An 11,930-nucleotide genomic window follows, 5' to 3' on the forward strand; every position below is an offset into this window, starting at 1 on the left:
TAGACACTGCCTGCAAGCAAAGAGCGGGCAGTGTCCGGTATACATCGGACACTGCCCGCTCATGCGGTCGACCAGCCGAAAGGCGTCCTACCTATCGACAGCTCAGGCTTCGCTCTCGTCGCTGTCGCCGTCCAGCAGGCTCCGCTGAAGGACGGGTCCTTCACCGGGGGCGAGCGACGACAGAATGCGCTCCAGATCTTCCATCGAGGCGAACTCGACGGTGATCTTTCCCTTCTTCTGGCCCAGGTCGACCTTAACTCGCGTCTCGAAGCGGTCCGAGAGCCGGGTCGCCAGATCGCTCAGCGCGGGGGAGACACGCGCGCCGGCGCGCGGGCCCTTGGAGCGTGAGGTCGTCTTGGGCCGCGAGCCCATGAGCGTGACGATCTCCTCGACCGCTCGCACAGAAAGCCCCTCGGCCACGATCCGGTGCGCCAGCTTGTCCTGCTCCTCCGAGTCCTCGACCGAGAGCAGTGCCCGCGCGTGCCCGGCGGAGAGGACACCGGCGGCCACGCGACGCTGCACCGCAGGTGAGAGCTTCAGCAGGCGCAGGGTGTTGGAGACCTGAGGACGGGACCGGCCGATGCGGTCCGCCAGCTGGTCGTGCGTGCAGTTGAAGTCCCTGAGCAGCTGGTCGTAGGCGGCGGCCTCTTCCAGCGGGTTCAGCTGAGCCCGGTGAAGGTTCTCCAGGAGGGCGTCCAGAAGAAGCTTCTCGTCGTCCGTGGCCCGCACGATCGCCGGGATCGCCTCCAGGCCGGCCTCACGGCAGGCGCGCCAGCGCCGTTCACCCATGATGAGCTCGTAGCGGGCCGGTCCCAGTTGCCGCACGACGACGGGCTGGAGAAGGCCGACTTCCCTGATGGAGGTGACCAGCTCCTGGAGGAGGTCCTCGTCGAACACCTCACGGGGCTGCCGCGGGTTCGGCGTGATGGAGTCGAGGGGCAGTTCGGCGAAGTGTGCGCCGATAGGGGCTGCGGGCACCTCGATGCCGCCGTTCGAAGGCAGCTCCTCTGTTTCACGTGAAACATTGGGCAGCGTGGCCACCCTCGCGGCCACCACCCCACGCTCCTGGGCGAGGATCGGTACCGCTGCCGGGGAAGGGGACGCAGGTCCACCGATGGCCGGTGGTGCCGCCTTCTCCCCAGTCGGGGCTGCTGGGATCAGTGCGCCAAGACCACGGCCCAACCCCCTCCGTCGCTCGCTCACTGGATCCCCTCCACCATGCTCGGGTTGTTCTGTGCGCCGATGTGGGCGTGCGTCGGGTCATAGCCCACGCCGACGCCCTTCAGCGCGATTTCTCGTGCCGCCTCAAGGTAGGAGAGGGCACCGCTCGAACCTGGATCGTAAGTCAGCACGGTCTGCCCGTAGCTGGGGGCCTCGGAGATACGGACAGAGCGCGGAATGCTCGTCCGCAGCACCTCGTCGCCGAAGTGGTTGCGCACCTCGTCGGCGACCTGGGAGGCAAGACGCGTCCGGCCGTCGTACATGGTGAGCAGGATGGTCGACACATGGAGGGCGGGGTTGAGGTGCCCCCGCACCAGGTCGACGTTGCGGAGCAGCTGGCCGAGGCCCTCCAGCGCGTAGTACTCGCACTGGATCGGGATGAGGACTTCCTGGCCGGCGACCAATGCGTTGACCGTCAGCAGGCCGAGTGAGGGAGGGCAGTCGATCAGGATGTAGTCCAGCGGTTGCTCGTACGCCTGGATCGCTCGCTGGAGTCGGCTCTCACGGGCCACCAGGGACACCAGCTCGATCTCCGCACCGGCAAGATCGATCGTGGCGGGAGCGCAGAAGAGTCCCTCCACATCGGGGACGGGCTGGACGATCTCGGCCAGGGGCTTGCTCTCGACGAGCACGTCGTAGATGGACGGCACCTCGGCGTGATGGTCGATCCCCAGCGCGGTGGAGGCATTGCCCTGGGGGTCCAGGTCGATCACCAGGACACGGGCGCCATGCAGAGCCAGCGAGGCGGCGAGGTTGACCGTGGTCGTGGTCTTGCCCACTCCGCCCTTCTGGTTGGCGACCACCATGACCCGAGTCTGCTCAGGCCGGGGCAGCCCCTCCCCGGCGCGGCCCAGAGCCTCTACCGCCAGTTGAGCAGCACGACCGATGGGAGTGTCGTCCATCGGGGGCGGTGTTTCACGTGAAACATCCTCCCCCATCGATTCGGTACGGGGACCGGGGACCGGATCGGTCATCGGTCCCGCGATGTTGGCGTTGGACCGCAAGGATTCACTCTCCTCGACTTCAGGCTCGCAATGAACAGAGCCTCCCATGTCTTCGGGGTCGTGAACCAGTGAGGCCTGGGGTTCTGTGGAGAATTCCACCTCTGTGGAAATCTCTCTCGCCTCTCCGAGTGACCCGAGAGGCCTTCGGTCGCGCGGTTCGGCCGCGGCGCGGCCACGGCCGATGATGCCGTGTAGCAATGAGCGACGTTTCACGTGAAACACGATGCATAGCCGCTCAGGCCACCGCCGCGCGACACTCCGACATGCGTAGGTTGGGGGCTTGTGTGGAGTATGCCTCGTCGTCAGGACGGGTCAGCCCGCGCGTTGAGCCACAAGGCCAGTGGCCGCTCGCCGCGCATGCCCGTCAACGACGTCGGCGGGCCCGTCCCGTCCGAGCCGCCTTCGCTCGCTTCGCTGCGAAGCGGACACCGCCCGGGCTCTCGCCGACCTCCACACGGACGACCGTGGAGAGCGGATCCACCACACCCTCACCGACATGGTGGATGGAGGTTTCCACCGCTCCGAGCTTGCTCAGTGCCGTGGCCGCGCTCTTCAGCTCCTCCTCGGCGGTGTCGCCCTTGAGCGCCAGCATCTCTCCGTACGGACGCAGGAGTGGAATGCCCCAGGTGGCGAGTCGGTCCAGGGGAGCCACGGCCCGTGCTGTCACCACGTGGACCGGTTGGAGCGTGCCGAGGACCTCCTCGGCGCGGCCTCGGAGCACTGTGACATGGTCGAGGCCCAGCAGCTCCACGACCTCCGTCAGGAAGTTGGTGCGCCGCAGCAGCGGCTCCAGCAGCGTGATCTTCAGGTCGTCCCGAACGAGCGCCAGCGGGATGCCGGGCAGACCCGCACCGGAGCCGACATCGCAAACCGTCACACCCTCGGGGACGACCTCGGAGAGCACCGCGCAGTTCAGCAGGTGCCTCTCCCAGAGCCGAGGTACTTCCCGCGGGCCGATGAGCCCTCGCTGCACTCCCGCTTCCGCCAGCAGTTCGGCGTACCGGACCGCGTCCGCGTAGCGATCACCGAATACGTCGCGCGCCTGCTCGGGCGCAGGGGGAAGCTCCGCTGCCTCCGTCACGGGGACCGTCCTTCCGTACCGCAAGAGCGCACTGTGCGCTGACACCAGAACAACAGGCTGACAAAGTTCGGCCCCGCCTGCGGGCAGACGGGGCCGGAGAGACGTACGTACCGAATCAGGCAGGCAGCACGACGACGAAGCGCTGGGGCTCCTCGCCCTCGGACTCGCTGCGCAGGCCCGCGGTCTTGACCGCGTCGTGCACGACCTTGCGCTCGAAGGGCGTCATCGGCTTCAGCTTGATGGGCTCACCGGTGCTCTTCGCCTCGGCCGCGGCCTTGGCACCCAGCTCGGAGAGCTCGGCACGCTTCTTGGCGCGGTAGCCGGCGATGTCGAGCATCAGGCGGCATCGGTCACCGGTCTCGCGGTGCACGGCCAGGCGCGTGAGCTCCTGGAGCGCTTCGAGCACCTCGCCTTCCCGGCCGACGAGCTTCTGCAGGTCGCGGCTGCCGCTGTCGCTGATGATCGAGACAGAGGCACGGTCGGCCTCGACGTCCATGTCGATGTCGCCGTCGAGATCGGCGATGTCCAGCAGACCTTCCAGGTAGTCCGCCGCGATCTCACCCTCCTGCTCCAGGCGGGTGAGGGTGTCTCCACCCTCGGAGGCGGCGGAGGTGGTGCCTTCCGTCACGGGATGGGCTCCTTCTTACTTCTTGGACGGGGACTTGGGGCGCTGCTGGCCCTTGCGCTGACCGGACTGGGCCTTGCTGCGGCCGCTGGTGCCGGGCTGGGGCGCCGCCTTCTTGGCTGCGGCTGCCGGCTTGGCGTCCTCGGGCTCGTCGGACTTGCTGAGCGAGGTGGGCGCGCTCTGCTGCTCGGCGTCGTCAGCGGTCTTCGTGGCACCGGCCTGACGCTGGGCCTTGGTCTGGCGCTTGGGCTGCTGACGCTTGGCGGGAGTCGGCGTACCGTCCTCGGCGGTGGCCACGGCTGCGGCCTCGCCCTTGATCACGGTTCCGTCGGTCTGGGCCGCGAGGCCCTCCTTGTTCAGACCGTTGATGAACTTCCGCTCGTACTCGTTGCGGTCACGGCCCTTGACGACGATCGCCTTGACGATGGCGCGCTCACGCCGGTTGCGGGTCTTGCCGTGACGCGTGACGTGCTTGAGGAGGCGCTCCAGGTACGCGGCCTGGGCCTTGGAACCCGGGGTGGGGTTGTTGTGGATGACGTACATCTGCTGGCCCATGGTCCACACGTTGGTGGTCAGCCAGTAGACGAGGACACCGACGGGGAAGTTGATGCCGAAGACGGCGAACATGATCGGGAAGATGTACATCAGCATCTTCTGCTGCTGCATGAACGGCGTCTTCACCGTGGTGTCGACGTTCTTCGTCATCAGCTGACGCTGCGTGTAGAACTGCGACAGCGACATCAGGACGATCATGATCGCGGTCACGATGCGGACCGTGGTGATCGAGGAGTCGAGCTTTGCCGCCTCCGCAGCGCTGTCCGTGAAGGTCGCGGCCAGCGGAGCGCCGAAGATGTGCGCCTTCTGGGCGCTCTCCAGCAGGCTCTCGTTGATGACACCGATGGTGTCGTTGTTCGCGATGCTGTTGAGCACGTGGTACAGGGCGAAGAAGAACGGAGACTGCGCCAGGATGGGAAGGCACGAGGAGAGCGGGTTGGTGCCCGTCTCCTTGTACAGCTTCATCATCTCTTCGGACTGACGCTGTTTGTCGTTCTTGTAGCGCTCCTGGATCTTCTTCATCTCGGGCTGGAGCGTCTGCATGGCCCGAGTCGCCTTGATCTGCTTCACGAAGAGCGGGATCAGGCAGATCCGGATCAGGATCACCAGGGACACGATGGACAGGCCCCAGGCCCACCCGGTGTCATCGCCGAAAAGGGCGCCGTACACCTTGTGGAACTGGACGATGACCCAGGAGACGGGTGTCGTGATGAAGCTGAAGAGACTGGCAATCGTGTCCACTAATCATGCTCCTTGGGCATGGGACGGGCTCTCGGCGGCCGGGCTCGAAGGGGTGTGCCCCTCGGTGGCCGGTTCGGCGGCGGAGGACCCGCCCTTGCGTGCGCGCCACGCGCCACGCACCATCTCGTGCCACCGCGGACGCTTGCGCGGCGGAACATGGTCCACACCGCCGAGCGACCACGGGTTGCACCGCAGGATGCGCCAGGCCGTGAGGGCCGTGCCCTTGATCGCACCGTGGCGGTCGATGGCCGTATAGCCGTAGTGGGAGCACGACGGGTAGTACTTGCACACCGGCCCGAGCAGCGGACTGATCGTCCACTGGTACAGCTTGATCAGCGCCAGCAGCGGGTACTTCATCGTGCGCCCCCTCCCAGCAGCCGTCGTATGGCGGCATCCAGGTCTTGGGCCAGTTGTACGTGGTCGGCGTCGCCCGCACCGGGCAGCGCTCGTACGACTACCAGGCTACCGGGGGGAAACTGGGCGACTCGATCGCGCATGAGATGGCGAAGCCTGCGCTTCACCTTGTTGCGGACGACCGAACCGCCGACGGCCTTGCTCACGACGAAACCCGCACGCGTCGGGGGAGCGCTCTCCCCAGGCGCGTGCGGGTCCATGGAACCGCTACGTAGGTGAACGACGAGGAGCGGGCGTCCGGCCCGACGCCCTCGTCGTACCGCGGTCGCGAAGTCCTCGCGCCGCCTCAGCCGGTTCTCGGTGGGCAGCACGACGGCATGACCTGACCGGGATCAGGCGGACAGGCTCGCGCGACCCTTGGCACGACGGTTCGCGAGAATCGCGCGACCGGCACGGGTACGCATCCGCAGACGGAAGCCGTGGGTCTTCGCGCGACGACGGTTGTTCGGCTGGAAGGTGCGCTTGCTCACTCGGGGGCTCCAGAAATAAATCGGTAGTTGCGGGGTGCCGTCCTGGCTGTCACCGTGCGCCCACGAGTAGCTCGTATTAACGCCCGAGTGCACCGCTTTCCGATCACCTGACGCGATCTGTGCCCATCGGAGGCAGGCGGCAGCAGCCATCGACAACTCGACCTGGTTACGGTACGCGCGGCTGCGCCATCCGGTCAAACCAGAGGTTACGGAGGGACACTATCCACAGGCTGGGGACAACAACTTGAACCGTACCGGCCGCCGTGACTACCGTGACGGAACTCCGATTCGTTCCCATTCCTCGGCTGCCGGGTGACCGACCGACCCACCAGACCTGGTCCCGAGCGCACCACCCGAGTTCCATCCCGACCCCCGTCCCAGAACCACACGTTCGTGGGACCTGTGAGAGAGCGTGCCCTGTGGCTGACGTACCTGCCGATCTTGCCGCAGTGTGGCCACGAGTACTGGAACAACTTCTGGGTGAGGGCCGAGGCCAGGGGGTCGAGGTCAAGGACGAGCGCTGGATCAGACGCTGCCAGCCGCTCGCGCTGGTCGCGGACACCGCTCTGCTCGCCGTTCCGAACGAGTTCGCGAAGGGCGTACTCGAGGGCCGGCTCGCGCCGATCGTCAGCGAGACCCTGAGCCGGGAGTGCGGCCGCCCGATCCGGATCGCGATCACCGTGGACAGCTCCGTCGGTGAGACGCCCGCGCCGCCGGTCCAGTCACGCTTCGAGGAGCCCGAGCTCCCCTCGGGCCCGGGACAGAGCCGCGACTCCTACGACGGCAGGGACACGTACGACGGCGGGCGGGACGTGCGCGGTCCGTACGACAGCCAGAGTGCTTACGACCATCAGAACTCGTACGACGGCCAGAGCCGCGACCCGTACGAGAGCTACGGCCGCCATCGCGCCGACGACCGGGGCGCCGGCGGTGCGGGCGACCAGCTGCCGCCGCCGCGCGCGGACCAGCTTCCCTCCGGTCGCGGTGACCAGCTCCCGACCGCGCGCCCCGCGTACCCGTCGGAGTACCAGCGGCCCGAGCCGGGCGCCTGGCCCCGGCCGTCGCAGGACGACTACGGCTGGCAGCAGCAGCGGCTCGGCTTCCCGGAGCGGGACCCGTACGCGTCGCCGTCGTCGGACTACCGTTCGCAGTCGATGGAGCGGCCGCCGTACGACCAGCGCCCGGAGTACGACTCGCCGCGCGGTGACTACGACCGGCCGGGCGTCGACTACGACCAGCGGCCGGACCGGCGTGAGCTTCCCGAGCCGTCGCCGGGGGGGCCTGGCGCGCACCGGGGCGGTCCGGTCGGCGGTGCGCCCGGTCCGCTGGCCGCGCAGCCGGCGCCCGCGACCGGTCCGGGCGAGCCCACGGCCCGCCTGAACCCCAAGTACCTCTTCGACACGTTCGTCATCGGCGCCTCGAACCGCTTCGCGCACGCCGCCGCGGTGGCGGTCGCCGAGGCGCCGGCGAAGGCGTACAACCCTCTCTTCATCTACGGGGAGTCCGGCCTCGGCAAGACGCACCTGCTGCACGCGATCGGGCACTACGCGCGCAGCCTCTACCCGGGCACGCGGGTGCGGTACGTGAGCTCGGAGGAGTTCACCAACGAGTTCATCAACTCCATCCGCGACGGCAAGGGCGACAGCTTCCGCAAGCGCTACCGCGAGATGGACATCCTGCTCGTCGACGACATCCAGTTCCTGGCGGACAAGGAGTCGACGCAGGAGGAGTTCTTCCACACGTTCAACACGCTCCACAACGCGAACAAGCAGATCGTGCTCTCCAGCGACCGGCCGCCGAAGCAGCTGGTCACGCTGGAGGACCGGCTGCGGAACCGCTTCGAGTGGGGGCTGATCACCGACGTCCAGCCGCCCGAGCTGGAGACGCGTATCGCGATCCTCCGCAAGAAGGCGGTGCAGGAGCAGCTCAACGCCCCACCGGAGGTGCTGGAGTTCATCGCCTCGCGGATCTCGCGCAACATCCGCGAGCTGGAGGGCGCGCTGATCCGGGTGACGGCGTTCGCGTCGCTCAACCGGCAGCCGGTGGACCTCGGGCTGACGGAGATCGTCCTCAAGGATCTGATCCCTGGTGGGGAGAACGCGTCCCCCGAGATCACCGCGACGGCGATCATGGCGGCGACGGCCGACTACTTCGGGCTCACGGTCGAGGATCTGTGCGGCACCTCACGCGGCCGTGCCCTGGTGACCGCCCGGCAGATCGCCATGTATCTGTGCCGTGAGCTGACCGATCTGTCGCTGCCGAAGATCGGCGCGCAGTTCGGCAACCGGGACCACACGACCGTGATGCACGCCGACCGCAAGATCCGCGCGCTGATGGCCGAGCGCCGCTCCATCTACAACCAGGTCACCGAGCTGACGAACCGCATCAAGAACGGCTGAGGCCCAGGCCCTGCCATCCGCCGAGGGCGCCCCGGGACGCGTTCCCGAGGGCGCCCTTCGGCGTTTCTGCGGGCCGTTCTCAGCGTTCCCAGGAGCCTGGTTCGTCCGTCCCAGGAGCCTGGTTCGTCCGTCCCAGGGGCCGGGTTCGTTCCTTCCCTGGAGCCGGGTTCGACCTTCCCAGGAGCCCGGTTCGTCATCCTCAGGAGCCCGTCAGGAGCTTCCCCATGCCCTTCCCCGAGGCTTCCGACCCTTCCCGAGGCCCTTCCGCGAGGCTCCCCGAGCCTCCGCAGGGGCTCCGCGGAGGGCGTCCCGCGTCATCGAGTCGTCAGCCGGTGTTCGAATACCTGCCGCGTTACGGCCGTCCTCCACAGATTCGGGGACTTTCTCCCGTCCACACCCTGGGGACCGGGAAGTTATGCAGATCATGTCCACAGGGCAGCCCTGTAAGGGATCATCAGGCCAGGTCAACACCCTGTGGATTGGTGGACGAACGATCTCCACAGACTGTGGACGAAGCGAAGATCCACAGACTGTGGACAGAGTTGTCCACCGGCAACCCACAGCCTGTGGCCGGTTGTCCCCAGCGATCCCCAGCTTCTCCACATGCCTGTCCACTGTTCGGCAAGGAAACCGCCCTTCTCACCGCGTCGAGTGAAAGGCGTCACACGAAGTTGCCTGGCTGGGCTGTGGGAAAGACGGGTAAACCTGGGGACACGGTTGGGGAGAAGTGCCGTCCGGCTGTGCACGGTGTGTGCAGAACTTTCTGTTCTCCACAGACAGGCGTGGTTGTCCACCGCCTCCACCCACAGGGTCAGTGGACAAAATCTCCCGCCTGAGCTGCGCAAACGCGGTTATCCACGGTTTCCACAGGCCCTACTACTACTCCCAACTAGAGAGAGCTGGGAATTCGTTTCGAAGAGGGCTCTGTGCACAACTCGCTCTCGGCTGCCCGACCGCGCCTCGTCACGACTTGACCCCGGAAGGCTCCGAGTGTCAGTGGCGTGCGTCAGACTGGTCCCCGGTGTCCTTCCCCTCACAGGAGCCAGCGACACCGCGACAGACGACGAAGCCAGGCAGGCCGAGAAGCGCCGGCAACAGCAGGAGGCGGCAACAGTGAAGATCCGGGTGGAACGCGACGTACTCGCGGAGGCCGTGGCCTGGGCGGCGCGCAGCCTCCCGGCCCGTCCGCCGGCGCCTGTCCTCGCCGGCCTCCTTCTGAAGGCCGAGGAAGGCCAGCTGAGCCTGTCCAGCTTCGACTACGAGGTCTCCGCGCGGGTGTCCGTGGAGGCGGAGGTCGAGGAGGAGGGCACCGTCCTCGTCTCGGGCCGTCTCCTCGCGGACATCTGCCGCGCCCTCCCCAACCGCCCGGTGGAGATTTCCACAGACGGTGTACGGGCGACGGTGGTCTGCGGCTCCTCGCGGTTCACCCTCCACACACTGCCTGTGGAGGAATACCCGTCCCTGCCGCAGATGCCGAACGCCACGGGCACCGTCCCCGGCGAGGTCTTCGCTTCCGCCGCCGCCCAGGTGGCCATCGCCGCCGGGCGTGACGACACGCTGCCCGTCCTCACCGGTGTGCGCATCGAGATCGAGGGCGACACGGTCACGCTGGCCTCCACCGACCGCTACCGTTTCGCGGTCCGCGAGTTCCTGTGGAAGCCGGAGAACCCGGACGCCTCCGCGGTCGCCCTGGTGCCCGCCAAGACGCTCCTGGACACCGCCAAGGCGCTCACGAGCGGCGACAGCGTCATCCTGGCGCTCTCCGGCTCGGGGTCCGGCGAGGGCCTGATCGGTTTCGAGGGCGCCGGACGCCGGACGACCACCCGTCTCCTCGAGGGGGACCTGCCGAAGTACCGCACGCTGTTCCCGACCGAGTTCAACAGCGTGGCCGTGATCGAGACCGCCCCCTTCGTGGAGGCCGTCAAGCGTGTGGCCCTGGTCGCCGAGCGGAACACCCCGGTGAGGCTCAGCTTCGAGCAGGGCGTGCTGACCCTGGAGGCCGGCTCCAGCGACGACGCACAGGCTGTGGAAAGGGTCGACGCCCAGCTGGAGGGCGACGACATCTCGATCGCCTTCAACCCGACGTTCCTGCTGGACGGCCTGAGCGCCATCGACTCCCCGGTCGCCCAGCTGTCCTTCACGACGTCCACCAAGCCCGCGCTGCTCAGCGGCAAGCCGGCGGTGGACGCGGAGGCGGACGAGGCCTACAAGTACCTGATCATGCCGGTGCGACTCAGCGGCTGACCCGTCGAGCGGCCGCCGGTGCCGCTCACGGGCGGCCGGAGGCCGTCCACAGCGCTGCGGGGCCCGGTGGATCACCGGGCCCTCGGTGTGAAAGCGCAGGTCGTGGCGTACCTATGAGCGGGTATGCCCACAGATGTGCGTGAGCGTCCGGGTTTAGGCTCGGGCATGGGTACGCAGTGCCCTCATGCCACGTCGCAACCTAAGGAACAACTGATGGAGCTCGGTCTCGTCGGCCTCGGCAAGATGGGCGGCAACATGCGCGAGCGGATACGCCGCGCGGGCCACACCGTCATCGGATACGACCGGAACCCGGATCTCGCCGATGTCCACAGCCTCGAAGAGCTTGTGGGCAAGCTCGAGGCCCCCCGCGTCGTGTGGGTGATGGTCCCGGCCGGGGCCCCCACCCAGTCGACCATCGACGAACTGGCCGAGCTGCTGGAACCGGGCGACGTCGTCGTGGACGGCGGCAATTCGCGCTGGACCGACGACGAGAAGCACGCCGAGGAGCTGGCGGCCAAGGGCATCGGCTTCGTCGACTGCGGTGTCTCCGGCGGCGTCTGGGGCCTGGAGAACGGCTACGCGCTGATGTACGGCGGCGACGCGGAGAACGTGGCCAAGGTCCAGCCGGTCTTCGACGCGCTGAAGCCCGAGGGCGACTCCGGCGCGGTGCACGCCGGCAAGGTCGGCGCCGGGCACTTCGCGAAGATGGTCCACAACGGCATCGAGTACGCGATGATGCAGGCGTACGCCGAGGGCTGGGAGCTGCTGGAGAAGGTCGACTCCGTCACGGACGTCCGTGAGGTCTTCCGCTCCTGGCAGGAGGGCACGGTCATCCGCTCCTGGCTGCTCGACCTGGCCGTGAACGCCCTGGACGAGGACGAGCACCTGGACGGGCTCCGCGGGTACGCGCAGGACTCGGGCGAGGGCCGCTGGACCGTGGAGGCCGCCATCGACCACGCCGTGCCGCTGCCCGCGATCACGGCCTCCCTCTTCGCGCGGTTCGCGTCGCGCCAGGAGGACTCCCCGCAGATGAAGATGATCGCGGCGCTGCGGAACCAGTTCGGCGGCCACGCGGTCGAGAAGAAGTAACCCGCGCCCCAAGGCCCGCAGAGGGCACGAACACCACTACGGTCGACGAGAAGTCATCCACAGGACCGCACCGCGGTCCACAACTCT

Annotated in this window: 11 protein-coding genes; 3 read left to right on the top strand and 8 right to left on the bottom strand. The window is 67.8% G+C overall.

Going from position 1 to position 11,930, the window contains the following annotated elements:
* Positions 1–102: 102 nt before the first annotated feature.
* The 8 genes from M8J73_RS17435 to rpmH form a co-directional block, all read right to left on the bottom strand.
* Positions 103–1,203 carry a ParB/RepB/Spo0J family partition protein gene (locus tag M8J73_RS17435; protein ID WP_055537147.1) on the bottom strand — a complete coding sequence of 367 codons (1,101 nt, stop codon included), beginning with the start codon at positions 1,201–1,203 and terminating at the stop codon, positions 103–105.
* Complete coding sequence (locus M8J73_RS17440) at positions 1,200–2,273, bottom strand: ParA family protein (RefSeq protein WP_079054670.1); 1,074 nt, start codon at positions 2,271–2,273, stop codon at positions 1,200–1,202. Before M8J73_RS17440 ends, M8J73_RS17435 begins: the two co-directional genes overlap by 4 nt.
* 316 nt (positions 2,274–2,589) lie before the next feature.
* On the bottom strand, positions 2,590–3,306 hold the full coding sequence (gene rsmG / locus M8J73_RS17445) for a 16S rRNA (guanine(527)-N(7))-methyltransferase RsmG (protein ID WP_055537145.1): 717 nt from the start codon (positions 3,304–3,306) through the stop codon (positions 2,590–2,592).
* A gap of 115 nt (positions 3,307–3,421) precedes the next feature.
* Complete coding sequence (locus tag M8J73_RS17450; protein WP_055537144.1) at positions 3,422–3,934, bottom strand: Jag family protein; 513 nt, start codon at positions 3,932–3,934, stop codon at positions 3,422–3,424.
* Positions 3,935–3,949: 15 nt separating this feature from the next.
* A complete protein-coding gene (gene yidC / locus M8J73_RS17455) occupies positions 3,950–5,227 on the bottom strand; it encodes a membrane protein insertase YidC (protein WP_055537143.1) in 1,278 nt (425 codons plus the stop codon).
* 3 nt (positions 5,228–5,230) lie between these two features.
* A complete protein-coding gene (yidD, locus tag M8J73_RS17460) occupies positions 5,231–5,584 on the bottom strand; it encodes a membrane protein insertion efficiency factor YidD (RefSeq protein ID WP_055514477.1) in 354 nt (117 codons plus the stop codon).
* The gene (rnpA, locus tag M8J73_RS17465; protein WP_079049646.1) at positions 5,581–5,952 is read right to left on the bottom strand and encodes a ribonuclease P protein component; all 372 of its coding nucleotides are present in this window, start codon (positions 5,950–5,952) and stop codon (positions 5,581–5,583) included. Before rnpA ends, yidD begins: the two co-directional genes overlap by 4 nt.
* A gap of 21 nt (positions 5,953–5,973) precedes the next feature.
* Positions 5,974–6,111, bottom strand: a complete 138-nt coding sequence (gene rpmH, locus M8J73_RS17470; RefSeq protein ID WP_015659252.1) for a 50S ribosomal protein L34 — start codon at positions 6,109–6,111, stop codon at positions 5,974–5,976.
* 419 nt (positions 6,112–6,530) lie between these two features.
* Between rpmH and dnaA the strand changes: the two genes are divergently transcribed.
* The 3 genes from dnaA (at position 6,531) to gnd (ending at position 11,843) form a co-directional block, all read left to right on the top strand.
* Positions 6,531–8,510: a chromosomal replication initiator protein DnaA gene (gene dnaA, locus M8J73_RS17475; protein ID WP_055537142.1), complete on the top strand. Its 1,980-nt coding sequence runs from the start codon at positions 6,531–6,533 to the stop codon at positions 8,508–8,510.
* A 1,113-nt stretch (positions 8,511–9,623) separates the two neighbouring features.
* Positions 9,624–10,754, top strand: coding sequence for a DNA polymerase III subunit beta (gene dnaN, locus M8J73_RS17480; protein WP_055514473.1), 1,131 nt, complete (start codon positions 9,624–9,626; stop codon positions 10,752–10,754).
* A gap of 213 nt (positions 10,755–10,967) precedes the next feature.
* Complete coding sequence (gnd, locus tag M8J73_RS17485) at positions 10,968–11,843, top strand: phosphogluconate dehydrogenase (NAD(+)-dependent, decarboxylating) (RefSeq protein WP_055537141.1); 876 nt, start codon at positions 10,968–10,970, stop codon at positions 11,841–11,843.
* The last annotated feature ends 87 nt before the right edge of the window (positions 11,844–11,930 follow it).

The organism is Streptomyces neyagawaensis (assembly GCF_023516595.1).
GTDB lineage: Bacteria > Actinomycetota > Actinomycetes > Streptomycetales > Streptomycetaceae > Streptomyces > Streptomyces neyagawaensis.